Source organism: Blastococcus sp. OS1-29, assembly GCF_057628075.1.
In genome coordinates this window covers 1-22,765 of the sequence record NZ_JBXXJK010000006.1, presented here as the reverse complement: position 1 = coordinate 22,765, position 22,765 = coordinate 1, and the positions used below count along the sequence as shown (strand labels likewise).

The 22,765-nt window shown below is 73.3% G+C and carries 25 protein-coding genes and 1 pseudogene; 8 read left to right on the top strand and 18 right to left on the bottom strand.

Annotation, left to right across the window (positions count from 1 at the left end):
• Nucleotides 1-65: 65 nt before the first annotated feature.
• The 7 genes from AC2H4J_RS15905 to AC2H4J_RS15875 form a co-directional block, all read right to left on the bottom strand.
• Nucleotides 66-3,176, bottom strand: a complete 3,111-nt coding sequence (locus AC2H4J_RS15905; protein WP_487465851.1) for a bifunctional [glutamine synthetase] adenylyltransferase/[glutamine synthetase]-adenylyl-L-tyrosine phosphorylase — start codon at nucleotides 3,174-3,176, stop codon at nucleotides 66-68.
• A gap of 4 nt (nucleotides 3,177-3,180) precedes the next feature.
• Nucleotides 3,181-3,912: a type 1 glutamine amidotransferase gene (locus AC2H4J_RS15900; protein ID WP_487465850.1), complete on the bottom strand. Its 732-nt coding sequence runs from the start codon at nucleotides 3,910-3,912 to the stop codon at nucleotides 3,181-3,183.
• A 133-nt stretch (nucleotides 3,913-4,045) separates the two neighbouring features.
• The gene (glnA, locus tag AC2H4J_RS15895) at nucleotides 4,046-5,386 is read right to left on the bottom strand and encodes a type I glutamate--ammonia ligase (RefSeq protein ID WP_487465849.1); all 1,341 of its coding nucleotides are present in this window, start codon (nucleotides 5,384-5,386) and stop codon (nucleotides 4,046-4,048) included.
• 110 nt (nucleotides 5,387-5,496) lie between these two features.
• Nucleotides 5,497-6,717: an NAD(P)/FAD-dependent oxidoreductase gene (locus AC2H4J_RS15890; RefSeq protein ID WP_487465848.1), complete on the bottom strand. Its 1,221-nt coding sequence runs from the start codon at nucleotides 6,715-6,717 to the stop codon at nucleotides 5,497-5,499.
• A gap of 5 nt (nucleotides 6,718-6,722) precedes the next feature.
• A complete protein-coding gene (gene folE, locus AC2H4J_RS15885) occupies nucleotides 6,723-7,346 on the bottom strand; it encodes a GTP cyclohydrolase I FolE (RefSeq protein WP_487465847.1) in 624 nt (207 codons plus the stop codon).
• Nucleotides 7,343-7,777 carry a hypothetical protein gene (locus AC2H4J_RS15880; protein WP_487465846.1) on the bottom strand — a complete coding sequence of 145 codons (435 nt, stop codon included), beginning with the start codon at nucleotides 7,775-7,777 and terminating at the stop codon, nucleotides 7,343-7,345. The genes folE and AC2H4J_RS15880 overlap by 4 nt, the downstream gene beginning before the upstream one ends.
• 74 nt (nucleotides 7,778-7,851) lie before the next feature.
• A complete protein-coding gene (locus AC2H4J_RS15875) occupies nucleotides 7,852-8,547 on the bottom strand; it encodes a helix-turn-helix transcriptional regulator (protein ID WP_487465845.1) in 696 nt (231 codons plus the stop codon).
• Between the two features lie 143 nt (nucleotides 8,548-8,690).
• Between AC2H4J_RS15875 and AC2H4J_RS15870 the strand changes: the two genes are divergently transcribed.
• Entirely contained in the window at nucleotides 8,691-9,545 is an 855-nt protein-coding gene (locus AC2H4J_RS15870; protein ID WP_487465844.1) for a slipin family protein, read from the top strand.
• Nucleotides 9,546-9,565: 20 nt separating this feature from the next.
• On the opposite strand, the gene AC2H4J_RS15865 is transcribed toward AC2H4J_RS15870, so the two are convergent.
• Nucleotides 9,566-9,976, bottom strand: a complete 411-nt coding sequence (locus tag AC2H4J_RS15865; protein WP_487465843.1) for a hypothetical protein — start codon at nucleotides 9,974-9,976, stop codon at nucleotides 9,566-9,568.
• An 83-nt stretch (nucleotides 9,977-10,059) separates the two neighbouring features.
• Between AC2H4J_RS15865 and AC2H4J_RS15860 the strand changes: the two genes are divergently transcribed.
• From AC2H4J_RS15860 to AC2H4J_RS15850, 3 genes are all read left to right on the top strand, one after another.
• Entirely contained in the window at nucleotides 10,060-11,895 is a 1,836-nt protein-coding gene (locus AC2H4J_RS15860) for an NAD+ synthase (RefSeq protein WP_487465842.1), read from the top strand.
• The gene (panB, locus tag AC2H4J_RS15855; RefSeq protein ID WP_487465841.1) at nucleotides 11,892-12,722 is read left to right on the top strand and encodes a 3-methyl-2-oxobutanoate hydroxymethyltransferase; all 831 of its coding nucleotides are present in this window, start codon (nucleotides 11,892-11,894) and stop codon (nucleotides 12,720-12,722) included. The genes AC2H4J_RS15860 and panB overlap by 4 nt, the downstream gene beginning before the upstream one ends.
• Before the next feature lie 61 nt (nucleotides 12,723-12,783).
• Nucleotides 12,784-13,902 carry a glycosyltransferase gene (locus tag AC2H4J_RS15850; protein ID WP_487465840.1) on the top strand — a complete coding sequence of 373 codons (1,119 nt, stop codon included), beginning with the start codon at nucleotides 12,784-12,786 and terminating at the stop codon, nucleotides 13,900-13,902.
• A gap of 34 nt (nucleotides 13,903-13,936) precedes the next feature.
• Here AC2H4J_RS15850 and AC2H4J_RS15845 read toward each other — a convergent pair.
• The 4 genes and pseudogenes from AC2H4J_RS15845 to AC2H4J_RS15830 form a co-directional block, all read right to left on the bottom strand.
• A pseudogene (locus AC2H4J_RS15845) lies at nucleotides 13,937-14,248 on the bottom strand (DUF2784 domain-containing protein); the annotation flags it as partial.
• Nucleotides 14,249-14,264: 16 nt separating this feature from the next.
• Nucleotides 14,265-15,011, bottom strand: coding sequence for a helical backbone metal receptor (locus AC2H4J_RS15840; RefSeq protein ID WP_487465839.1), 747 nt, complete (start codon nucleotides 15,009-15,011; stop codon nucleotides 14,265-14,267).
• Between the two features lie 4 nt (nucleotides 15,012-15,015).
• The gene (gene npdG / locus AC2H4J_RS15835; protein ID WP_487465838.1) at nucleotides 15,016-15,711 is read right to left on the bottom strand and encodes an NADPH-dependent F420 reductase; all 696 of its coding nucleotides are present in this window, start codon (nucleotides 15,709-15,711) and stop codon (nucleotides 15,016-15,018) included.
• 83 nt (nucleotides 15,712-15,794) lie between these two features.
• Nucleotides 15,795-15,980: a hypothetical protein gene (locus tag AC2H4J_RS15830; protein ID WP_487465837.1), complete on the bottom strand. Its 186-nt coding sequence runs from the start codon at nucleotides 15,978-15,980 to the stop codon at nucleotides 15,795-15,797.
• 161 nt (nucleotides 15,981-16,141) lie between these two features.
• On the opposite strand from AC2H4J_RS15830, the gene AC2H4J_RS15825 reads away from it, so the two are divergent.
• Nucleotides 16,142-17,287 carry a GGDEF domain-containing protein gene (locus tag AC2H4J_RS15825; RefSeq protein ID WP_487465836.1) on the top strand — a complete coding sequence of 382 codons (1,146 nt, stop codon included), beginning with the start codon at nucleotides 16,142-16,144 and terminating at the stop codon, nucleotides 17,285-17,287.
• A gap of 13 nt (nucleotides 17,288-17,300) precedes the next feature.
• On the opposite strand, the gene AC2H4J_RS15820 is transcribed toward AC2H4J_RS15825, so the two are convergent.
• Nucleotides 17,301-17,729, bottom strand: a complete 429-nt coding sequence (locus AC2H4J_RS15820) for a ChaB family protein (RefSeq protein WP_487465835.1) — start codon at nucleotides 17,727-17,729, stop codon at nucleotides 17,301-17,303.
• A gap of 64 nt (nucleotides 17,730-17,793) precedes the next feature.
• Nucleotides 17,794-18,231, bottom strand: a complete 438-nt coding sequence (locus AC2H4J_RS15815) for an Lrp/AsnC family transcriptional regulator (protein WP_487465834.1) — start codon at nucleotides 18,229-18,231, stop codon at nucleotides 17,794-17,796.
• Between the two features lie 156 nt (nucleotides 18,232-18,387).
• Here AC2H4J_RS15815 and ddaH point away from each other — a divergent pair, with 156 nt between their 5' ends.
• A complete protein-coding gene (gene ddaH / locus AC2H4J_RS15810) occupies nucleotides 18,388-19,236 on the top strand; it encodes a dimethylargininase (protein WP_487465833.1) in 849 nt (282 codons plus the stop codon).
• A 20-nt stretch (nucleotides 19,237-19,256) separates the two neighbouring features.
• Nucleotides 19,257-20,138, top strand: coding sequence for an MOSC domain-containing protein (locus AC2H4J_RS15805; protein WP_487465832.1), 882 nt, complete (start codon nucleotides 19,257-19,259; stop codon nucleotides 20,136-20,138).
• A gap of 3 nt (nucleotides 20,139-20,141) precedes the next feature.
• Here the strand turns inward: AC2H4J_RS15805 and AC2H4J_RS15800 are convergent, their stop codons facing one another.
• From AC2H4J_RS15800 to AC2H4J_RS15785, 4 genes are read right to left on the bottom strand one after another with little or no spacing between them, the layout of a single operon-like run.
• The gene (locus tag AC2H4J_RS15800; RefSeq protein WP_487465831.1) at nucleotides 20,142-20,504 is read right to left on the bottom strand and encodes an acyl-CoA thioesterase; all 363 of its coding nucleotides are present in this window, start codon (nucleotides 20,502-20,504) and stop codon (nucleotides 20,142-20,144) included.
• A 32-nt stretch (nucleotides 20,505-20,536) separates the two neighbouring features.
• Nucleotides 20,537-20,758 (bottom strand): hypothetical protein, encoded by a 222-nt coding sequence (locus AC2H4J_RS15795; RefSeq protein WP_487466220.1) that lies wholly within the window; start codon nucleotides 20,756-20,758, stop codon nucleotides 20,537-20,539.
• Between the two features lie 10 nt (nucleotides 20,759-20,768).
• Entirely contained in the window at nucleotides 20,769-21,026 is a 258-nt protein-coding gene (locus AC2H4J_RS15790; RefSeq protein WP_487465830.1) for a DUF2795 domain-containing protein, read from the bottom strand.
• A 28-nt stretch (nucleotides 21,027-21,054) separates the two neighbouring features.
• Complete coding sequence (locus AC2H4J_RS15785) at nucleotides 21,055-22,182, bottom strand: baeRF2 domain-containing protein (protein ID WP_487465829.1); 1,128 nt, start codon at nucleotides 22,180-22,182, stop codon at nucleotides 21,055-21,057.
• Between the two features lie 87 nt (nucleotides 22,183-22,269).
• On the opposite strand from AC2H4J_RS15785, the gene AC2H4J_RS15780 reads away from it, so the two are divergent.
• Nucleotides 22,270-22,605, top strand: coding sequence for a DUF8129 domain-containing protein (locus AC2H4J_RS15780; RefSeq protein WP_487465828.1), 336 nt, complete (start codon nucleotides 22,270-22,272; stop codon nucleotides 22,603-22,605).
• The last annotated feature ends 160 nt before the right edge of the window (nucleotides 22,606-22,765 follow it).

Below are 22,765 nucleotides of genomic sequence, written 5' to 3'. Positions count from 1 at the left end.
GTCGGGAGCGCGTCCCGCCAGAATCGCGCCGGCAACCCCGCCGCGACAGGGACTTCGGTTACCGCTCAGCCCGCCTCGGTCTGGCCGTAGAACACGTGCTCGACCACCGACCGGGCATGCCGGGTGGTGCGCCGGTAGTCGTCGAGGAACTGGCCGGGATCCATGTCCGGGCCGTAGCCGCAGGCGCGCGCGACGCCGGCCAGTTCCAGGCCGGGGCGCGGCAGCTGGTCGCTGGCGCGGCCGCGCACGAGGAAGACCGCGTTGCGGGCCCGCGTGGCCAGTTCCCAGGAGTTGCGCAGGGCGTCCCGCTGGTCGGCGTCCAGGAACCCGGCGTCGCCGAGCGCCGCCAGCGCGTCCACCGTCGAGGCCAGCTGCAGCTCCGGGGTCGCGGCCGCATGCTGGAGCTGCAGCAGCTGCACGGTCCACTCGACGTCGGACAGGCCGCCGCGGCCGAGCTTCGTGTGCGTGGCCGGGTCGGCGCCACGGGGCAGCCGCTCCCGCTCGACGCGCGCCTTGATCCGCCGGATCTCCGCCACCTGTTCCTGGGTCAGCCCCTCGGGCGGGTACCGGATGGGGTCGATCAGGGCGACGAAGTCCGCGCCGAGTTCCTCGTCGCCGGCCACCGGCACGGCCCGCAGCAGCGCCTGCACCTCCCAGACGGAGACCCAGCGCTCGTAGTACTCGCGGAACGCCCAGAGGCTGCGCACCAGCGCGCCCTGCCGGCCCTCCGGCCGCAGGTCGGCGTCGACCTCGAACGCGGGGTCGGGAGCGGGTTCGCCCAGCAGCCGGCGCAGCGTGTGCGCCACCGCGTTCGCGGCCGCGGTCGCCTTGGCCTCGTCGGCGCCCTCCCTCGGCCGGTGCACGAAGAGCACGTCGGCGTCGGACCCGAAGCCCATCTCCCCGCCGCCGAGCCGTCCCATCCCGATGATCGCCAGGTCCATCGGGATGTCCTCGACCGCGGTGCCGCTCTCCTGGGCGTGGGCGCGCAGGGCGACGTCCAGCCCCGCCTGCAGGGTGGCCGCCGCGATGTCGGTCAGCGCGGTGCCGAGCGCGACGACGTCCAGGCGTCCGAGCAGGTCGGCCGACGCCACCCGCAGCAGCTCCTGGCGTCGCAGCCCGCGCAGCACGCGGATGCCCTCGGTCGGGTCCGGCGCGCGGCCGGCGGCCTGGCGCCACGCGCCGGCCAGGGTCGCCGCGCTGCGCGGCTGCAGCTCGGCGTCGTCGGCGAGCAGGCGCAGCGCCTCGGGCGTGCGGGTGAGCAGCGAGGCGACGAACTGGCTGGAGCCCAGCAGCTGGGCCAGCCGCTCGGCCACCTGCCCCTCGTCGCGCAGCAGCCGCAGGAACCACTGGTTGCCGCCGAGCGCCTCGCTGACCTGCCGGTAGGCGAGCAGCCCGGCGTCGGGGTTGGGGCAGGACGCGAAGGTCTGCAGGAGCACGGGCAGCAGGTACTTCTGCATCGACGCCGACCGGGACACGCCGCCGGTGAGCGCGCCCAGGTGCCGCAGCGCCGCCTCGGGGTCGGCGAACCCGAGGGCGCGCAGCCAGTCCCCCGCCGCCTGCGACCCCAGCTGCGAGTGCTCGCCGGGCACGCGGGCGACCGCCGACAGCAGGGGCCGGTAGAACAACTTCTCGTGCAGCCGGCGCACCTCACGGGTGTGCAGGGCGAGCTCGGCCTGCAGGACGTCGACGGCGCTGCCGCGGGCGTCGGGCTTGTAGCCCAGCGACCGGGCCAGCCAGCGCAGCTGCTGGTCGTCGGTCGGCAGCAGGTGGGTGCGCCGCAGCCGCAGCAGCTGGAGCCGGTGCTCGACCGTGCGCAGGAACCGGTAGGAGGCGATCAGCGTGGCGGCATCCTCGCGGCCGACGTAGCCACCGGCCGAGAGCGCGGTCAGGGCAGGCAACGTGCCGCCGACGCGCAGCGAGGAGTCGACCCGGCCGTGCACCATCTGCAGCAACTGGACGGCGAACTCGACGTCGCGCAGACCCCCGCGGCCCAGCTTGAGCTCCCGCTCGGCCTGCGCGGGCGGGATGTTCGCCTCCACCCGGCGGCGCATCGCCTGCACCTCGGCCACGAAGCCCGGCCGGTCGCCGGCCCGCCACACCATCGGCCAGAGCGCGTCGACGTACCCGCGACCCAGATCGGGGTCGCCGGCCACCGGCCGCATCTTCAGCAGCGCCTGGAACTCCCAGGTGCTGGCCCACTGCTCGTAGTACGCGACGTGCCCGGCCAGGGTCCGCACCAGGGCCCCGGCCTTGCCCTCCGGCCGCAGCGCCGCGTCGACCTCCCACGCCGCCTCGCGACAGACCCGCATGAGCGCCGCGGCCACCCGGGTGGCGCTGGAGAGGGCAGCCGCCTCGGGGTCGCTGGGGTCGACCGGCTCGGCGACGAAGACGACGTCGACGTCGCTGACGTAGTTGAGCTCCCGGCCGCCGGTCTTGCCGAGGGCGATGACGGCGAGCCGGCACGCGGCGGCGGACGCGGGCTGTTCGGCGACGGCGAGCGCGAGTCCGGCGCTGAGCACCGCCGCGGCGATGTCGGCGAGTTCGGAGGCAACGGCCTCGGCCGGCAGCCCCTCCCCGAGGTCGCGGCCGGCCAGCGACAGGATCGACCGCCGGTAGGCCAGCCGCAGTGCCGCGACCCGCTCCGGCGACGAGTCCGGCGCCGCCTTGCCCAGCCGGACGCCCCACGGCGGGTCGTCGGGGTCGGCGCCGACGGCGGCGAGCATCTGCCGCTGGAGTTCCTCGGCCGACGGCCCGGTCGAGCCGCGGAAGATGCCCTCCCCGTCGTCCTCCAGCGCCGTCCAGTCCGCGGGATGGGCGGCGAGATGGTCGGCCAGGCCGGAGCTGGCCCCGAGGACCGCGAGCAGCCTCGTGCGCAGCAGCCCCGACCCGCGCAGGTGGGCGAGCAGCGCGGCGGCCTGCTCGCCGGACGGGTCGCACTGGTCGAGCGCCTCGACCAGGCGGTGCAACGAGCGCAGCGCCAGATCGGGGTCACCCGCCCGGGCGAGGGCGGCGATGACCGGGCCGGCCTCGGGGTCGGCGGGCTCGTTGCGCTCGAGGTCCCACAGGCCCAGGGCCGGGTCGGACAGCAGCGTGGCGGCCCGCTCGCCGTCGTCGAAGCCGAAGCGGACCAGCCGGACGACGGCCCTGCGGGGGATCTCCCCGGCCTCGCTGCTCATGCGGTCAGGCGACCTGGCGGGCGCGGCCGCGCACCAGGTCGGCGAACCGGGCGGCGAACGGCGCCCAGGCCTCCGCCACGTCGGGGTGGGCGCGGTCGGACAGCAGGCAGATCGTCTCCTTGTCGTGCGGGCTGGCCGCCACGCCGACGACGTCCTCGTCCGCCCACTGCCGGACCATCTCGGGCGTCGTCTCGATGTGGAACTGCAGACCGTAGACGTGCCGGCCGACGCGGAACGCCTGGTTGGCGTAGAAGGGATTGCTGGCCAGCAGCGTCGCGCCCGCCGGCAGCTCCGAGATCTCGTCGTGGTGGAACTGCAGCACGTCGGGCGAGAGCGGCAGCGGACCGAAGACCGGGTCGGCGTCGGCGGCGTCCCGCTTCGCGACCAGCGTCGCGCCCACCTCGGGCCCGTCGATGCCGGGGCGCACGCTGCCGCCGCCGGCCTGGGCCAGCAGCTGCGCGCCCAGGCAGATGGCGAGGGTCGGGAAGTCGGCGGCCAGTGCCTGGCGCAGCAGCTCGCGGACGCCGACCAGCTCCGGGCTGGTGGCCTCGTCGTCCAACGCCGACTGCGGGCCGCCGAGGACGACCAACCCGTCGAACCCGTCCAGCGTCGCCGGCAGCTCGTCACCGGCCCCCAGGCGCCGCTCGTCGAGCTCCATGTCCGCGTCGCGCAGCCACTCCCCCAGTCGCGCCACCGGATCGCTGGCGTGGACCTCGACGACGAGCAGCCGGTTCACGCCGCCGAGCCTAGTTCGCTGCCCCGGGCACCCTGCCGCCGCCGCTTCGGGAGTGTTCTGCACGCTCCGGGAGTCGGGCGGGACCCCCGGAGCGCGCACAACACCCGGAGAGCTGGGCCGTCGACGTCGGGCTTCAGAGGCCGGGGAGGTAGCGGCGCAGCTCGAAGGGGGTGACGTTCTGCCGGTAGGAGTTGAACTCCTCCCACTTGTTGCGCAGGAAGTGCTCGAACACGTGCTCGCCCAGCGTCTCGGCGACCAGCTCGCTGCTCTGCATCGCGGTGAGCGCCTCGCCGAGGGAGACCGGCAGGTCCTCGTAGCCGGCCGCGCGCCGCTCGGTGTCGGTGAGCGACCAGACGTCGTCCTCGGCCTCCGGCGGCAGCTGGTAGCCCTTCTCGATGCCGCGCAGCCCGGCGGCGAGGATGACGGCGAAGGTCAGGTACGGGTTGCAGGCGGAGTCCGGTGACCGCACCTCGACCCGGGCCGACTGCGCCTTGCTCGGCTTGTACGACGGCAGCCGCACCAGCGCCGAGCGGTTCGCGCGCCCCCACGTGGCCGCCGTCGGGGCCTCGGTGCCGGCCAGCAGCCGGCGGTAGGAGTTCACCGTCTGGTTGGTGACGGCGGTGTACTCGCGGGCGTGGGCCAGCAGGCCGGCGATGAACTGCTTGCCCGTCGTCGACAGCCGCATCGGGTCGGCGGCGTCGTGGAACGCGTTGCGGTCGCCCTCGAACAGCGAGACGTGCGTGTGCATCGCCGAACCGGCCAGGTCGGTGAAGGGCTTCGGCATGAACGTCGCGTGCACGCCCTGCGCCAGGGCCACCTCGCGGACGACGTGCCGCAGCGTCATCACGTTGTCGGCCATCGACAGCGCGTCGGCGTAGCGCAGGTCGATCTCCTGCTGGCCGGGCGCGACCTCGTGGTGGCTGAACTCCACCGAGATGCCCATGGCCTCCAGCGCGAACACGGCCTCCCGGCGGAAGTCGTGCGCCACGTTGTGCGTGGACAGGTCGAAGTAGCCGCCGGTGTCCGCCGGGGTGGGCGGCGTGCCGTCGTCCGGGAGGTCCTTCAGGAGGAAGAACTCGACCTCGGGGTGGGTGTAGAAGGTGAACCCCATGTCGGCGGCCTTGGCCAGGGCGCGGCGCAGCACGTGCCGCGGATCGGCCCACGCCGGCGAGCCGTCGGGCAGCGTGATGTCGCAGAACATCCGCGCGGTGTCGCTGGGCTGCCCCTTCGCCGACGGCATCACCTGGAAGGTGCCGGGGTCGGGCTTGGCGAGCATGTCGGACTCGTAGACCCGCGCGAACCCCTCGATCGCCGAGCCGTCGAAGCCGATGCCTTCGGCGAAGGCGGCCTCGATCTCGGCCGGCGCGACAGCGACCGCCTTCAAGTAGCCCGAGACGTCGGTGAACCACAGCCGCACGAAGCGGATGTCGCGCTCTTCGAGGGTGCGCAGGACGAACTCCTGCTGTCGGTCCATGCTCGCCATGATCGCGTCCGCTCGTTTCCGGGATGTGACAGAGCCTCCTGGGAACCCCCAGCCTGCCTCGTTCGAGCGAATCGCACACGGCTCGGCCGCCCGTGTCGCGATCAGGTGGCCAGGCGCTCCAGCGGTGTGTCGGCGTCGGTGAGCGCGGCGACCGGCACCTGCCGGCGGGACCGGATCAGCTGCTGGATCGGGTCGGTGACGTCCCAGACGTTGACGTTCATGCCCGCAGACACCCGACCGTCCTGCAGCCAGAACGCGATGAACTCGCCGTCCTCCGGCTTGCCACGGGTGACCACCGTGTCGCCGGGGCCGCCGAGGCCGGAGTACTCCATGCCCAGGTCGTACTGGTCGGTGAAGAAGTACGGCACCCGGTCGTAGCTGACCTGCTGGCCGAGCATCGACCTCGCCGCGGCCGGTCCACCGTTCAGCGCGTTCGCCCAGTGCTCCACCCGCACCTGCCGGCCGTACAGCGGATGGAACGACGACGCGACGTCACCGGCCGCGAACACGTCCGGCGCCGAGGTGCGCAGGGCGTCGTCGGTGACGATGCCGTTGTCCACCTCGAGACCCGCAGCCGCGGCGAGGTCCACGTTCGGCGCGGCGCCGACGCCCACGACGACGACGTCCGCGTCGAGCGCGGCGACCTGATCCGTCGCCACCGACTCCACCCGGCCGTCGCTGCCCCGGAACTCGCGGACGACGGTGTCGGTGAACAGGTTCACGCCCTGGTCGCGGTGCAGCCGGGCGAACACGCGCCCCATCTCCGGACCGAGAACGGCGTGCAGCGGGGTGGGCTGCGGCTCGACGATCGTGACCTCGTTGCCGTGGTGCCGCGCCGCCGCGGCGACCTCCAGCCCGATCCACCCGGCGCCCACGACGACCACGCGCTTGCCGCCGCCGGAGAAGTCGGCCAGCAGCCGGTCGGAGTCGGCGAACGTACGCAGGTAGCGGACGCCGTCGAGGTCGGCGCCGGGCACCGGGATCCGGCGGGCCGAGGAGCCGGTGGCCAGCAGCAGCCTGGCGTAGGGCAGCTCCTCACCGGTGTCGAGCGTGAGCCGGTGGGCGGCGGCGTCCAGCCGGGTCGCGCGGACGCCGGTGCGCAGGTCGACGTCCTTGTCGCCGTACCAGGACTCCGGGTGAACGCGTGGGCTCTCCCGGTCGGCCTTTCCGAGCAGATAGTCCTTGGACAGGGGCGGCCGCTCGTAGGGCACCTCCGGCTCGCCGGCCACGAGGACGACGGGACCGTCGAACCCCTCGTCGCGCAACGTCTCGGCGGCCTTTGCGCCGGCCAGCCCCCCACCGACGATCACGAACGGTTCCATCCCGCTCAACCTCGCATTCCGGACAGCGCGAAGAACTCCTGACGTGAGCGAGCGTCCTCCCTCAGGACGCCGTGCAGGGCCGATGTCGTCGTGCGAGCCCCGCGGGCCCGTACTCCGCGCAGCGACATGCAGAGGTGCTCGGCCTCGATGACCACGCCGACCCCGCGTGGGGCCAGGTTGTCCTGCAGCCAGTCCGCGACCTGCTGGGTGAGCCGCTCCTGCACCTGCAGGTCGCGGGCGAACAGGTCGAGGACCCGGGCGAGCTTGGACAGGCCCAGGATCCGCTCGCCGGGCAGGTAGCCGATGTGGGCGACCCCGCTGAACGGCAGGAGGTGGTGCTCGCACAGCGACTGCACCGGGATGCCGGTCGCGAGGACCAGCTCGTTGTAGCCCTCGTCGTTGGGAAAGGTGGTGAGGTCGAACGGCGGCGGGGTGAGCAGCTCCGCGTACGCGTCGGCGACGCGCCGGGGCGTGTCGGACAGGTGCGGATCGTCCGGGTCCCGCCCGAGCGCCCGCAGCAGGGCGGCGACCGCCTGCTCGGCGGCCGGCAGGTCCACCGCGCCCCGGCTGCGCACCACCCGCAGCCGCGCCGGCTCCGGCGCGGCGACCAGCGGGTCGAGGGCGGTCACGCGGCCGACCCGATCCGACCGGTGCGGGGCGAGCTGTGGGCGGCGGCCAGGCGGCCGAGGGCGATCGCGGCCACGAACAGACCGAAGTCGCGGAGCGCGATGTCGTAGAAGCCCGGGATCGTCAGCAGGTTCACGATGATGCCGACCAGCCAGGCGGCGACGACCCAGGCGCCGATCCGCGGCGCGACGGCGACCAGGATGCCGGCGAGCACCTCGACGACGCCCACGATGTACATGTCCTGCTGCGCGGTGCCGGGGACGATGCGGTCGATCCAGGGGGCCAGGTACTGCGTCCAGTCGGTGAGGACGTTCGCGAACTTGTCCAACCCGAAGACGATGGGCGCCACGGTGAAGACCGTGCGGAGCAGCAGGAAGGCCTGGTACGTCGGGTCGGCGGACAGTGCGCGCGGGCGGGTGAGGTGGGTGGTCATCGTTGACGTCCTCTCTAAAACTAACGGATACTAGTAGTAGAGACCCGCGGGTCGCCGGCTGTCAACCATTTCCCTCACCCGCGCCCAGCGGGCTCCAGTCGGACGCAGCACCGGCCCGGCGAGGGATGCAGGCTGGCCGCGAGGTCCGTGGCGCCGGCACCCTCCAGCACGCCGTCGAGCAGCTGGAGGTTCATGCCGCAGACGAGTTGGGTGTGCTCGGCCGCCAGCGCGTGGAACGGGCAGTTGGCGAGAGTGACGGCGGCGTCGTCCGGCCGTGGCTCGAAGCCCTGCTCCTCCAGGACCCGGAGAACCACCTCCCGCCCGGCGGCCTCGTCGTCCGCGGCCCGCGCCGCACGGCCGAGCTCGCGGCCGCGGTCGAAGGCCCGGCGGGCCAGCGCCTCCCGCGGGGACGCGCCGGAGACCTGCGCCTCCTCCATCGCGCCGGCCAGCAGCCCTCCGACCAGGTCGTACCGGCGCTCGGGCAGCGACACCGCGACGTCGCACTCGGCGCGCCGGTAGAGCTTGGACGGGCGGCCGGCCCCGGGCCCGCTCCGGCCGGTCCGCCGCTCGAAGACGACGTCGAGCAGGCCCTCGTCGACCAGCTTGTCGAGGTGGAACGCGACCGTCGCGCGCGGGACGTCGGTCGCGGTGGCGGCCTCATCACGGCTGACCGGATCGCTCTGCCCGACCACGTGCTCGTAGAGCCGTCGGCGGGTGGGCTCGGCCAGCGCGGCGACGGCGGAAACCTTCGCGGAACGTTCCTCGTCCATGGCGACAGTCTAGAACCAACATTTATTGCCGAAACAGGGGAAGCGGGCCGTCAGGGGGTGATCGCAGGGCGCCTCCGGGGCTAACCTGGGTACGTCGTCCCAGTCGCGCCGGCCGACGGCGCCGGGCGACGCCGGAGGGCGATATGGACGCCGTTCTCGTGATTCTCTCGATCATCGTGCTGGGCCTGCTGGTGCTCGCCGGGGCCAGCATCCGGGTCGTCACCCAGTTCGAACGGGGTGTCGTGCTGCGCTTCGGCCGGCTGTACGGCGACGCCCGCAGCCCGGGGCTGACCATGATCGCGCCGTGGGCCGATCGCCTGCACAAGGTCAACATGCAGGTCATCACGATGCCGGTGCCGGCCCAGGAGGGCATCACCCGCGACAACGTCACCGTGCGCGTGGACGCGGTCGTGTACTACAAGGTCTTCGACCCGGTCCGCGTGGTCGTCGACGTGCAGAACTACCAGGCCGCCATCGCCCAGGTGGCCCAGGCGTCGCTCCGCTCGATCATCGGCAAGAGCGAACTCGACGACCTGCTGTCCAACCGGGAGCGGCTCAACCAGGGCCTGGAGCTGATGCTCGACACCCCCGCGGTCGACTGGGGTGTGCACATCGACCGGGTCGACATCAAGGACGTCGCCCTGCCCGAGGGGATGAAGCGGTCGATGTCGCGCCAGGCGGAGGCCGAACGCGAGCGCCGCTCCCGCGTCATCACCGCCGAGGGCGAGCTGCAGGCGTCGGAGAAGCTGGCCCAGGCCGCCGAGGTCATGGCCGCACACCCCGCCGCCCTGCAGCTCCGCCTGCTGCAGACCGTCGTCGAGGTGGCCGCCGAGAAGAACTCGACGCTCGTCCTGCCCTTCCCCGTCGAACTGCTGCGGTTCCTGGAACGGGCGACACCCGCCGAGCCCAAGGACGCACCGGCCAACGCTGCCCCGACGGCGGCGCCGCTTCCAGAGATCCCCGACCCGCGGATCCGCACCGCGCTCAACGGGAACTGAGCGCTCAACGGGAACTGAGTTCAGCAGCCGCCGAGGAGGACCGCGTCGCCCGGTTCGCTGGTGAGGCGGACGAGCCGCTCCCGCTCTGCGGTGGGCAGCTCGGCGGACCCCGCGACGGGAAGCGGTCGCGGCCGCCGGGGCACGAGAGCGCCGGCCCCGCCACCGCGCCCGCGGTAGACGATCAGCCCGGCCGCAGGGTCGGGCACCGCGTCGAGCGCGGCGCGGACCACCGGCAGCGCCCGGTAGCTCGCGAGCCGGTCGTCGTCCTCGAAGACCAGCTCCAGGACCACCCCCCAGCGGGTGTCGTGCCACTCCCAGTACGCCGCGCCCTGGGTGATGGCCGCTTCCACGAGGACGTCCTCGTACGCCCGCCGCCACTCCGACGCCGGGACCTTCCCGTCGAGCACCTCGATGGTCAGCCACTCGGGCACACGGTCACGGTAGGACGTCCGGGGGCCGCCGTCCACGGTCCCCCGCCTCGCCTTCGGCGCGGTCGGCAGACGAGGATGGTGACGTGACCGAATCCGACACGGCGCAGCTACGGGTGGGCCTGGCGCAGGTCGACACCCGGGTCGGCGACCTCGCGGGAAACGCCCAGCTGGTGCGCGACTGGACGGCGAAGGCCGCCGGCGACGGCGTCCACCTCGTGGTGTTTCCCGAGATGACCCTGACCGGCTACCCGGCCGAGGACCTGGTGCTCCGCGAGTCCTTCGCGCATGCCAGCGAGCGGACACTCGTCGAGCTCGCGAGCGGCCTGGCCGACGACGGCCTGGGCGAGGTCGCCGTCGTCGTCGGCTATCTGGCCCACACGGAGGGCAGCGGGCCCGCGCCGGTCGACCACCCCCCTACGGACGACGACCGCCCCGGTGACGCCAATCCCCGCCGCGGCGTCCCCCGCAACGCCGCCGCCCTGCTGTACGGCGGCGAGGTGGTGGCCCACTACTACAAGCGGCACCTGCCCAACTACGGCGTCTTCGACGAGGCCCGCTACTTCGTGCCCGGCACGGAGCTGCCGATCGTGCGGCTGCACGGCGTCGACATCGCGCTGACCGTCTGCGAGGACCTGTGGGTCGAGCACGGCCCCTGCGGCGTCGCCGGCATGGTCGGCGTCGACCTGGTCTGCTCCCCCAACGCCTCCCCCTACGAGCGCGCGAAGGACGACCTGCGGCTGCCGCTGGTGCGCCGCCGGGCCAAGGAGTCGAGGGCGCCGATCCTCTACTGCAACCAGGTCGGCGGGCAGGACGAGCTGGTGTTCGACGGCGACTCCCTGGTCGTCTCCGCCGACGGCGAGCTGCTCGCCCGTGCGCCGCAGTTCGTCGAGCACCTGCTCACCGTCGACCTCTCCTTCCCACCCACCCCCGCGGGGCGGACCGAGGGCCGGGTCGGCCCGCTCACGGTCACCCGGCACCTGCTCTCCGACGAGCCGGTGCCGGCGTTCGCGCCGCGGCCGTCGACGATCGTCAAACCCCTGAGCGACCTCGAGGAGGTCTGGCGGGCGCTGGTCATGGGGTTGCGCGACTTCATCGACAAGAACGGCATGCCGTCGGTGATCCTCGGGCTCTCCGGGGGCATCGACTCCGCACTCGTCGCAGCGCTGGCCGTCGACGCCCTGGGCGCCGACCGCGTGTACGGCGTGGGCCTGCCGTCGAAGTGGTCCAGCGCGCACTCCCTGGCCGACGCCCAGGACGCCGCGGAACGGCTGGGGCTGCACTACTCCGTCGTCCCCATCGCGCCGATGGTCGAGGCGTACGAGAAGTCGGTCGAGCTGTCCGGAGTGGCGGCGGAGAACCTGCAGGCGCGGGTGCGCGGCACCCTGCTGATGGGCCTGTCCAACCAGCACGGGCACCTGCTGCTCGCGACCAGCAACAAGAGCGAGGTCGCCGTCGGTTACTCCACCCTGTACGGGGACGCCGCGGGCGGGTTCGCGCCGATCAAGGACGTGCCTAAGACGCTGGTCTGGGACCTGGCCCGGTGGCGCAACGATGAGGCCGGGCGGCGCGGCGAGACCGAGCCGATCCCGCAGAACTCCATCGACAAGCCGCCGTCGGCCGAGCTCGCGCCCGGCCAGCAGGACAGCGACTCCCTGCCGTCCTACGAGGAGCTGGACGCGGTCATCGCCGACTACGTGGACCGCGACCTCGGCATGGCGCAACTGCTGGAGCGCGGGCACGACGCGGAGGTGGTCGCGAAGGTCCTCCGTCTGGTCGACATGGCCGAGTTCAAGCGCCGCCAGTCGGCACCCGGAACGAAGATCAGCCTGAAGGCGTTCGGACGTGATCGACGCCTGCCGATCACCAACCGGTGGCGGGAGTCGCTGCCCACGGTCCGCGAAGGAGCTGCGCAAGCATGACCGAGTCGGTTCTCTACGGCGGCACCTCGTCCGCCCGCGTGCGCATCCACCACCTCCAGCAGGCCAAGGAGCGCGGCGAGAAGTGGGCGATGCTCACCGCCTACGACACCTACAGCGCGGCCATCTTCGAGGAGGCCGGCATCCCGGTGATGCTGGTCGGCGACTCGTCGGGCAACGTCGTCCTCGGGTACTCGAGCACCGTGCCGGTCACCGTCGAGGACCTGCTGGTCATGACCAAGGCCGTCACCCGCTCGACCACGCGGTCGCTGATCATCGCCGACCTCCCGTTCGGCAGCTACGAATCCGGCCCGCAGCAGGCGTTCGACACCGCCGTCCGGTTCATGAAGGAGGGCGGCGCGCAGGCGGTCAAGCTCGAGGGCGGCGAGCGGGTCGCGCCGCAGATCCGGCTGCTGCACGACGCGGGCATCCCGGTGATGGCGCACGTCGGCTTCACGCCGCAGAGCGAGCACACCCTCGGCGGGTTCCGGGTGCAGGGCCGCGGGGCCGGCGCCGACCAGTTGCTCGCCGACGCGCACGCCGTGCAGGAGGCCGGGGCGTTCGCCGTCGTCCTGGAGATGGTTCCGGCGGAGATCGCCTCGCAGGTGACCAAGGAGCTGTCGATCCCGACGATCGGCATCGGCGCCGGCGCCGACTGCGACGCGCAGGTGCTGGTGTGGCCGGACATGGCCGGGCTCAACGGCGGCCGGGTGCCGAAGTTCGTCAAGAAGTACGCCGACCTGCGCGGGGAACTGCTGCGGGCTGCGAAGGAGTACGCCGACGAGGTGCGGGGCGGCGTGTTCCCCGGCCCGGAGCACTCCTTCGAGTAGCGGAACGCCCGCGCGCCGGCACCCCTTGTCCGCACGGCCGCCCGGCGGCCAGGGTGGGCGCGTGCGGGTGCTGTTCGTCGCCAATCCGATGGTGGGCCACGTCCTTCCGCTGGTCCCGCTCGCCCGCGCCTTCCTCGACGCGGGGCACGACGTGCGGTTCGCGACCGCGCACGAGGGCGTCGGCGCCGTGCAGCACGCCGGACTCGCGGTGGAGGACGTCGCGCCGGGTCTGAACGTGACGCGGCTCCTCCTGCGGAGGCTGCTCCCGCACCCTCGCCTGATGCGGCGCGAGATGGCCGGGAGGGGCGGCACGGACGCCGTCGAGGTGACGTTCCCGATCTTCGCCGAAAGGATGGCCGATCGGACGGCGGCGCTCGTCGACGACTGGCGGCCGCACCTGGTCCTGCACGAGGGTCTGGCCCCGCTCGGTGCGCTCGTGGCCGCGCGCGGCGGAGTGCCCTCGGTCCTGGTGGACGCGCTGATCTACGACGGCGCCGATCTCTTCACCAAGGTCGCTCGGCACCTCGGCCGGCTCGCCCACCGGCTCGGGGTCGCGGTGCCGGAGCCGGCGGACGCCGTGGTCGCGATCCCAGCGAGCCTCGTCGGTGCCCGTCCGGGCCACCCCATGCGGTACGTGCCTGCGGGCCGCGACGGCGACGCCACCCTCCCGACGACCGGTACGCGGCCGGTGGTCCTGGTCAGCCGGTCCACGGTCGCCGACCCGCGGCCCGACCGCATGATGGGCCGGGTCGTCGAGGCCGCGGCGGGCGCCGACGTCGATGTCGTGCTCGTGCGGCCCGACCGCGCGGCGACCCGGCGTTCCCTTCCCCCGAACGTCACCACCACCGACTGGCTGCCGTTCGCCGCGGTCCTCCCCCGGGTCGCGGGCATCGTGCACCACGGAGGCGCCGGCTCGGTCATGTCGGCGCTGGCGGTCGGAGTGCCGCAGGTCGTCGTGCCCGGCCCCGGCGACCGGACCGTGCACGCCCGGCTGGTTGCGGCGCGGGGGGCGGGGCTCGCGGTTCCGGCGGCCGGGATCACCGCGGAGACGCTCGAGCGTCTGGTGGGCGACGCCGCGCTGGCGGCCGCTGCCGGTGAGGTCGCGGCGGAGATCGCCGCGATGCCTGCGCCGGCTGAACTGGTGGAGCCGTTGCTCGCCGGCGTGCCCTCGACTCCCTGACGTGCCGCCGGACGAGCAGCGCGTAGCCGATGACGTTGGGCAGGAGGGCCACCACGTAGATGCCGACCTGGGTGGCCGTCGCATGGATCGGGAAGCCCAGCGGCTCGGTGATGTAGTGGCCGATGAAGCCGCCGCTGTACCCGGGCGCCCCCGACCGCCGCCGCAACGCCAGTTCCCACGTGGTCAGCGGGCAGTCCGAGCCGGTGAGGTACAGGCCGAGGATCGTCAGGGCCACCGGCACGTGCAGCCAGAGCAGGCGAGGCCACCGCAGCGCCAGCAGCGCTCCGGCCAGCATGAACAGCACCGCGGCTCCGTGGAGCGCCGCGACGGCTCCGGCCAACAGCACCTCAGCAGTGTCTCCCTCAGCCGGCGAGCTGGGCGGCCAGCACCTCCGGCGCCTCGGCCAGCGACGGTCCGTACCAGGTCAGGTGGCGTCCGCTGACGAACACCGGGCGGCAGTGCGGCCACGCCTCGGGGCCGTCGTCCGGGGTGAACGCGTAGGGCTCGTCGGGGAAGACCACCAGGTCCGCGACGACCGCACCGGGGTCGTCCTTCGCCAGCTTCGGGTACCTGTCGGGGTGCTCCCCGAACACGTTGCGGACGCCGAGCCGGGCGAGCACGTCGCCGGCGAACGTGTCCCGGCCCAGCACCATCCACGGGCGGCGCCAGACCGGGACGACCGCACTGACCGCCGGGAGCCGGAGGACGTCGGCCCACACCTCGTGCACGCCGGCCAGCCACTCCGGCCGCGGCCGGTCCAGCACCGCGCAGAGCCGGTCGAGCGAGGACAGCGCCTGGTCGACGGTGGCGGGCGCGGTGACCCAGACCGGGATGCCGGCGTCGCGGAGCGCCGCGACGTCCTCGGCCCGGTTCTCCTCGGCGTTGGCGATCACGAGGTCCGGTGCCAGCGAGCGGACACGGTCGAGATCGGGCCACTTGGTACCGCCCACCCGGTCGACGTCGAGACCGGCGGGGTGCGTGCACCAGTCGGTGGCGCCGACCAGCAGTCCGGCGTCCGTGGCGGCGACCGCCTCGGTGAGCGACGGCACCAGGCTGACCACCCGGCGGGGCGCCGGGCCGGCGAACGGCACTCCGAGGTCGTCGCGCACGTCGTCAGACGTCGGTGACCCGGATGCCGGCGTGCACCTTGTACCGGCGGTTGACCGACACGAGGTTGATGGTCAGGGCCTCGACCTGGCGCGCGTTGCGCAGCCGACCGGCGTAGACGCCGCGCATGCCGGGCAGCCGGCCGGCGAGGCCCTGCACGAGGTCGGTGGCCTCGCGGACGTCGCCGACGACCATCACGTCGCCGTCCAGGGTCGGCTTGGAGAGGTCCTCGAGCAGGACGGCGGACAGGTGGTGGAACGCACCGACCACGTGGCTGTCGGGCAGCAGAGCCGCGGCCTGCTGGGTGACGCTGCCCTCCTCGACATCGAGGACGTAGGCGCCGAGCTCGTCGAAGCCCATCGGGACGACGCAGTCCACGACGACCTTGCCGGCCAGCGGCGTCGCCAGCTCGGCGAGGGTCGCGGCATGGCCCGCGTAGGGGACGGCGACGATCACGAGGTCGGCCGCACCGGCGACGTCGACGTTCGAGCCGCCCTGTACCGACACCTCGACGCCGCCCGCGGCCGCCGTCGCGCGAGCCGCGACGTCGGTGGCGACCTCGGCCGCACGCTCGGCGTCCCGGGACCCCAGGAGCACCCGCTGACCCACCGCCGCCAGCCGGACGGCGAGCCCACGCCCCTGCGGACCGGTGCCACCCAGCACCCCGACGACCAGATCCTCCAGCGCGCGCTCGTCCGCCATGACCCCGATCATGCCCGGCGCGGGGTGGCCCCCGTGCAGGGCCCCGCCGCGAGCGGGCGAGTGGGGGGCACGGGGGTCCTCTGTCAGTCGCCCTCCCAGGCGCGGTCCTCCGCGGTCAGCTTCTGCTCGCGCTCGGCCACGGACTGCACGGCGTGCTCGGCCTCCTCGCGCGTGGCGTACGGCCCGAGGCGGTGGCGCTCGGCGCAGCCGTCCCGGGTCTCGACGGTGTGGTGCTTGAGACAGAAGAACCACGGGCCTGACTCGGCCATGTCGCCGGCCTCCTCGATTCGCAGTGGGTGGGGCGTCGCCTCCACCTTTCCATCGACCCGGCCGTGCCGCTGGGCCGTGATCAACTGCTGCGGAAGGCAACGGTCGGGTAACCGTGCGCACCACCTGCCCCAGAAGGCCGGTCGTGCGGCATTCTGTTGCGGTGACGGGCAGGTGGGAGCCGGAATCGCACGGCGTGCCGGGGGTGACCGGCAGCGCCCGCGGGCCCGAGCACCGGGTCGCCGCGCTCACCCTCGCCCTGCTGCTCGTCCTGGGCGGGCTGATGGGCAGCATCAACCTGTTCGTCGACGGCGTCCTGCGCGACGGCCCGCAGCGCTGGCTGTACGGCGCGACGATGGCCGCCTGCGTCCTGGCCGCCCTCCCCCTGGTGGTCCGCCAACGGGTGAGCCGGGGGCCCACCTTCGCCCTGGTGCTGCTCGGCGACCTGGTCTACCTCGTCGTCGTCTTCTGCATCAACGACCCGGTCCGCTACGCCACTCCCCTGATGCTGCTGTTCCCGGCGTTCGCCGCCGCCTGGTTCCTGGGACGGGTGGAGCTGGCCCTGAACATGGCCGTCACGCTGGTCGTCTGCCTGGTCGCGCTGTGGCCGAGCTACGACAGCGCCCTGAGCCTCGGCGTCCAGGTCGGGGTCAGCGCCGGGATGCTGAACGGCGGCGCGCTCGGGGTCTTCCTGCTGCGACGGCGGGTGGAGCGGCTGCTCGTCGCCACGCGGACGCAGAGCCTGCTCGATCCGCTCACCGGGCTGTACAACCGGCGCCACCTCGTGGCGCAGGCACCGCGGCTGTGGCGGCAGGCGCGTCGCGAAGGCACCCGCGTCGCCGCGCTGGTGCTCGACCTGGACCACTTCAAGCGGCTCAACGACGCCCACGGGCACGCCGCCGGGGACGCCGTCCTGCGGGCGGTGGCCACCTCGCTGGCCGCCAGCGTCCGCCCCACCGACGTGCTGGCCCGCACCGGCGGAGAGGAACTGGTCGTGCTCGGGCTGGCCGGTGACCCCGACGAGGCGGCCCGGCTCGCCGAGCGGCTGCGCACCGCGGTCGCGAACACCCGCACGGCCGACGGGCACGCGGTCACGGCGTCGGTGGGCATCGCGCTCACCCGGCCCGCGGACGCCGAGGACGCCACCGACGAGCTGTGGAAGCTGGTCGACCGCGCCGACGCCGCCATGTACGAGGCCAAGCAGCAGGGACGCGACCGGGTGGCGTCGCTCTGGGTGCCCCGGACCCGCCCGCCGCTGACCCACGAGATCCCCAGCCGGCCGGCCCCGCCCGCCAGCGACGTGGCCTGACGGGTCGAGCGGCCTACTTCTTCCGGGCGTCCGCCGTCTTCTTGCCGTTCGCCTTCTGGATCGCCGCCACCAGCTGCTTCTTCTTCATCGTCGAGCGGCCGGAGACGTCGAGCTTCTTGGCCACCTTGAGCAGGTGGTCCTTGGTCGCGTTGGCGTCGACCCCGCCGGCGGTCTTCCTGTTCGTGTCCCGCCCGCCCGCGGCCTGTGCGTCGGAGGGACCCTTCTTGCCGCCGGCCTTCTTCTCCCAGTGGTCGCCGACCTTCTCGAAACTGTGTTTCACCGCGGCCCAGGCGACCTGGTTGGCGCGCTTCTCGTCGCCGTACTCGCCGGCGGCGGAATCGTGCGCCTTGGCGAACGTGCGCTGAGCCTTCTTCGCCGAGCGCCGCAGCGTGCTGGGCAGCTCGGACAGCTTGGCGGACCCACTCTTCGTGGTCTTCGGCATGACCCTCTCCTCTCGTGGACTGACCAGGGCCTACCCCGCAGGTCGGCGATGATCACATCCGCGCTCAGGCGCGCGGGCGGTCGATCAGCCGGGACAGCACGATGACGCTGCGCGTGTGGTCGACGTTGGGCTCGTCCCGGACGCGCTCGAGCGCGCGCTCCAGCTGCTTCACATCGGAGGCGAGCATGTGCACGAGGGCGTCCGCCGTCCCCGAGACCGTCGCGGCGCCGACGACCTCCGGCACCTGCTCGAGGCTGCGCCGGAGGTCCTCGGGGGCCACCGTGCCCTTGCAGTACAGCTCCACGTAGGCCTCGGTCTGCCAGCCCAGGACGTCGGGGTCGATCTGCGCGGTGAACCCGCGGATGGCGCCGGAGTCCAGCAGCCGGTCGATGCGCCGCTTGACCGCGGGCGCGGACAGGCCGACCTCCGCACCGATCTCGGCCAGCGTCGCCCGCGCGTCGCGCAGCAGGCAGCTGATCACCTTGCCGTCCAGAGCGTCCATCCACATCTCCCACGCCGCGCAACAAATCGTCGTTTATCCAGCCGATATGAAAAATACCCTATACAAACACGCAACAGATAGCGATTGTTTGCAGATCGCGGCTCGCATAGCGTTCCGCCGACGGCGCGTGGGCGCCCACTCGACGAGGGAGTTGCAGTGACCGCGGTTCTTCCCCAGCCCCGCCCGGCGTCGACGCTGGAGCGCATGGCCACCCCGCGCCGGTACCTGATGTGCCGCCCGGAGCACTTCGAGGTGAGCTACGCGATCAATCCGTGGATGGACGTGACGCTCGGCGTCGATCGCGACCTGGCCCTCCACCAGTGGGAGGCGCTCCGGCAGACCTACCTCGACCTCGGGCACGACGTGGAGGTCATCGCTCCCGTCCCGGGGCTCCCGGACATGGTGTTCGCCGCCAACGGCGGACTGGTCGTCGAGGGTCGCGCCCTCGGGGCCCGCTTCACCCACGCCGAGCGACGGGCCGAGGGCCCGGCCTACCTCGCCTGGCTCGCGGGCGCCGGGCTCAAGGACGTCTCCGAGCCCGTCCACGTGAACGAGGGCGAGGGTGACTTCCTCGTCGTCGGCGACCTGGTACTGGCCGGCACCGGTTTCCGCACCGACCCGGGGGCGCACGCCGAGGTGCAGGAGCTCTTCGGGGTCCCGGTCATCTCCCTGCAGCTGGTCGACCCGCGCTTCTACCACCTCGACACCGCCCTGGCGGTCCTCGACGACCGCACCGTCGCCTACTACCCGGAGGCCTTCAGCCCGGGAAGCCGCGGGGTCCTGCAGCGCCTGTTCCCGGACGCGATCCTCGCCTCGGAGGCCGACGCGGTGGTCCTGGGCCTCAACGCCGTCTCCGACGGGCTGCACGTCGTGCTGCCGTCGGTGGCGACCGGCCTGGCAGACCAGCTGCGCGAGCGCGGTTACGTCCCGGTCGGCGTGGACCTCAGCGAGCTGCTCAAGGCGGGTGGCAGTGTCAAGTGCTGCACGCTGGAGATCCGCGCCTGAACGTCCCGCCTGGAGGTCCCGTGATCGACACCGCACTCCCTGCTGGGCAGGGTGCCGACGAGGTGACCCTCGGGTTCGCCGCGTGCCTCGCGTCGGTCCTCGAGGTGCCGGTCGACGAGCTCCCGCTGGCCCCGACGCTGGCGAGCGCGCTCGGTTCCTGGCGCAGCTGGCTGGCCGAGCGCGGCTCCGGGCTGGTGCCGATCGCCGACCCGACGCGTTTCCAGTGGGCCGGCTGGTGGCTCGCCACCGTGGAGCAGACCGGCGAGGGGACCGCCCGCGAGGTCGCCGTGCTCGCGTTCGGCACACCTCCCGGCGTCGTCCTCAGTCCGCATGCGCCGGAACTGCTGGGCCGGGCGACGGAGACGCTCCCGCTGATCTCGGCCTTTGCCGTCGCCTCGATGGACCCGGTGATCCGGACGGCGCCGGCCAGGGGCGAGCTGCTCGGCACGGTGGAGGGCCTGGCCGTCGCACCCGCAGCCGAGGCGCCCATGCAGCTGCTCCGGACGGCGCGGGCGCGGGCCGGCCGGGGACTGGAGGGCGACCGGTACGCCGACGGCGCCGGAACGTTCAGCCCGCGCGCCGAGCAGCGCCCCGGGTACGACCTGACGCTGATCGCCGCGGAGGTTCTCGACGAGCTGGCCGCGGCCGGATCGGGGCTCGACTTCGCCGGGTCGCGCCGGAACGTGCTGACCCGCGGGATCGACCTCACGGCACTGATCGGCCGCAGCTTCCGCATCGGCGACGTGCTGTGCGAGGGACGCCGCCAGTGCGAGCCGTGCTCCCACCTGGAGCGGCTCAGCGGACCGGGCGTGCTGCGTCCGCTGATCCACAAGGGCGGCCTGCGGGTCGACGTCCGCAGCGACGGGGAGATCGAGGTGGGCGCGCCGATCCGCACGGTGTGAAGGTCAGGCGGTCGCGAAGGCGGACCAGTGCTCCCGTTCGGCGTCCTGGAGCGGACGCGACGCGTCGGCGTCGAAGTCGAAGGCGACCATCACCGCGTTCGCCCGGATGGCGACCTGGTCGTCCTGCACCAGCTCCTGCTGCACGGTGAACGACTTCGTGCCGAGCCGGGTGACGACGCTGCGCACCGCCAGCCGCTCGCCCACCCGGTAGTACAGCTGGCGCAGGTAGTCGACCTCGAGCCGGGCGAGGATCAGTCCCCCGCTGACGCCGTCCCCCATCGCCAGCCGCGCGTCCTCGATGAGCGCCAGCGCCCGGGCATGGTTGACGTGCCCGAGCATGTCGGGATCGGACCAGCGCAGCTGCACGAGATGCTCGTGCGCCCGTCGATGAGTAGGACTCACGGCAGGTCGGCGGTGTCCGAGGACTGCCGGTGGCCACCCTGGGCGTCGTCCGGATCGGCGTGGATCGTCCGCTCCTCCGATTCGGCGAGGATGGCGGCGGCCTGCTCCTCGGGGTTGTCGCTGCCGCCCACCGCCTGCTCCTCGGGGAGGAGCTGCGCCCGCGTCTCGACGTTCTCCTCGGTCACGTTCGCCACTGCCTCGGGCGAGGGCTCCTTCATCGAGGGCACGTCAGAACCTCTCCTGCTCGGTGCCCAGGCCCAGTGCCTGCGCCACCTCCTGCACGTTCGCGAACTGCCGATCGGCCGGCAGCCCGCGCAGCCGAGCCAGGACGCCGTCGGGCGTGTCGACCTCCGCGGCCTTCGCGACCAAGGTGTCGCGGTCGGCCGGCCAGACCTCCTTGCCGAGCACCTCGGCGAGCGCGGCGCGGCGCTCGAGATCGCCGGGGTCGGTACCGGCCGGCGTGCCGGGCTGATGCGGATCACTCACGGAAATCGGTCTCCTTCGTCGGGTCGGGTCAGGTGGTCGGTGCGGCGCCGTCCGCGTAGCGCAGAACGGCCGCCACCGGCACCTCCTCGGGCATGGCCGAGCGCGGCACGATGACCACGCCGGCGCCGCCGGCCACGGCCCCGGCGAGCAGGGCCCGGTCGGCGGGGACGATCTCGCCGTGGCTGCCGAGCGCGTCCATGTCCTGCTGGTTCACGCCGAGCTCGAGCGCGGAGCGGCCGACGAGCAGCGTCGCGTCGCCCGGGTCGTCGGCGAGGACGAGCGTCTCGACCTGGCCCTTGCGCAGCGCCTCGACCACCGCGTCGGTTCCGGTGACCGACAGCCCGTGGGCGGCCGCCGCCTGGATCTGCTCGATCGCCTCGGCGTCCTCGCGGGCCTCGTGCTCGGCGACGAGCTCGTGCATGCGCCGGTCGACCGGCTCCCGGTCGGCACCGGCCGCGCGGCCACCCTCGTCCATCGAGACGATCAGGTCCGACCACTCGGGACCGGCGCGGTCGGTGAGGATCTGGCGTGCCCGCACGTCGCCGGCCACGAGGACGAACCGCGGCCCGAGCCGGCGCGCCATCGAGGTGATGCGCGCGGCCACCTCGTCGGCGTTCGCGATCCAGTTGTTCTCGACGTTGTGCTCGTAGCGGTGCTGCGACCAGCCGCCGCCGGGGAACTTGTGGATCTGGAAGGTCTCCCCCGAGACGGTCTCCTCCTCGTGGGCCTGCCCCGGCCCACCCATGAAGGTGATGTCCGCCCCGGTGCGGTCGGTGAGGACGACGATGTGCGGCACCCGCCCGGGCAGCTGCCGCAGGACCGGCATGAGGTCGGGCTGCGGTGACCAGTCGGCAACCTCGCGCAGCGGTGCATCGACCAGCGCCTGGTCGAGCACGACGCGGCCGTCGGCAGCGACGACAAGAGCGCGTCCCTTCAGCCGGCCCGCCTCGCCGCCGTCGTTCCCCTCCAGCAGCCGGTCGCGGACGGCGGTGACCGCCCCCTCCGGCGCCCCCTGCTCGGTGAGGGCCCCGGCGATGGCCCGGACCCGGAGATCGAGCTCGGCGTCGGCGTTCTCGGTGGTGTGGGTGACGTCGGCGCACACGGTGGCGAAGGGGCCGGTTGCCTCGTAGACCGACTGGAGGAAGGACACGTCCATGTGGGCCGCCTACCCATCGACCGGGGCCTCACACGCGGGGTCGGATGCGCGGTGTCGGATGCGCGGAGCAGGGGTAGGCGGACGGGCATGACCGACCGAGACGATCTGCCGCTGCCCGACTACGACCACCTCCAGGTCGGCTCCCTGACGTCGAGGATCCGGACGCTGGGCCAGGACGACCTGCAGACCCTGATCACCTACGAGCGGTCGCACGCCAACCGGATCCAGGTCGTCGCGGCGATGGAGAACCGGCTCACCTCGCTCAAGGCCGGCGCGCAGCCCTCCGGCGGGGATCCGTCCGCGCCGACGCCGGAGACGGCGCAATCCGCGGAGGGTGGCTCGAAGGCGTCGGAAGCCACCAGCGGTCCCCCGGTGAACCCGCCGTCCCACGGCGACCCCACGAATCCGGCCCAGCCGAGATAGCTCCCACTCGCCCAGTCATACGAAGTCGTGGCGATCAGCGCGCTCGGGTTCAAGGGGTCGATGCAACACCCCGGTGATTTGGGGTGGTGTCGATGGCGCGTCTGCGGCTGCCGAAGGAGATCGAGCGCAGGTTCTGGAGGCTGATCGCTGAGGGGCTGCC

Excerpts from the sequence above, each read along its gene's own strand:
- AC2H4J_RS15830 (WP_487465837.1), bottom strand. The coding sequence starts at position 15,980 with ATGGCCGAGTCAGGCCCGTGGTTCTTCTGTCTCAAGCACCACACCGTC.
- AC2H4J_RS15880 (WP_487465846.1), bottom strand. The coding sequence starts at position 7,777 with ATGACCACCCACCTCACCCGCCCGCGCGCACTGTCCGCCGACCCGACG.
- AC2H4J_RS15785 (WP_487465829.1), bottom strand. The coding sequence starts at position 22,182 with ATGGACGTGTCCTTCCTCCAGTCGGTCTACGAGGCAACCGGCCCCTTC.
- npdG (WP_487465838.1), bottom strand. The coding sequence starts at position 15,711 with ATGGCGGACGAGCGCGCGCTGGAGGATCTGGTCGTCGGGGTGCTGGGT.
- glnA (WP_487465849.1), bottom strand. The coding sequence starts at position 5,386 with ATGGACCGACAGCAGGAGTTCGTCCTGCGCACCCTCGAAGAGCGCGAC.
- AC2H4J_RS15780 (WP_487465828.1), top strand. The coding sequence starts at position 22,270 with ATGACCGACCGAGACGATCTGCCGCTGCCCGACTACGACCACCTCCAG.
- AC2H4J_RS15870 (WP_487465844.1), top strand. The coding sequence starts at position 8,691 with ATGGACGCCGTTCTCGTGATTCTCTCGATCATCGTGCTGGGCCTGCTG.
- AC2H4J_RS15815 (WP_487465834.1), bottom strand. The coding sequence starts at position 18,231 with ATGGACGCTCTGGACGGCAAGGTGATCAGCTGCCTGCTGCGCGACGCG.
- panB (WP_487465841.1), top strand. The coding sequence starts at position 11,892 with ATGACCGAGTCGGTTCTCTACGGCGGCACCTCGTCCGCCCGCGTGCGC.
- AC2H4J_RS15905 (WP_487465851.1), bottom strand. The coding sequence starts at position 3,176 with ATGAGCAGCGAGGCCGGGGAGATCCCCCGCAGGGCCGTCGTCCGGCTG.
- AC2H4J_RS15795 (WP_487466220.1), bottom strand. The coding sequence starts at position 20,758 with ATGAAGGAGCCCTCGCCCGAGGCAGTGGCGAACGTGACCGAGGAGAAC.
- AC2H4J_RS15820 (WP_487465835.1), bottom strand. The coding sequence starts at position 17,729 with ATGCCGAAGACCACGAAGAGTGGGTCCGCCAAGCTGTCCGAGCTGCCC.
- AC2H4J_RS15890 (WP_487465848.1), bottom strand. The coding sequence starts at position 6,717 with ATGGAACCGTTCGTGATCGTCGGTGGGGGGCTGGCCGGCGCAAAGGCC.
- AC2H4J_RS15875 (WP_487465845.1), bottom strand. The coding sequence starts at position 8,547 with ATGGACGAGGAACGTTCCGCGAAGGTTTCCGCCGTCGCCGCGCTGGCC.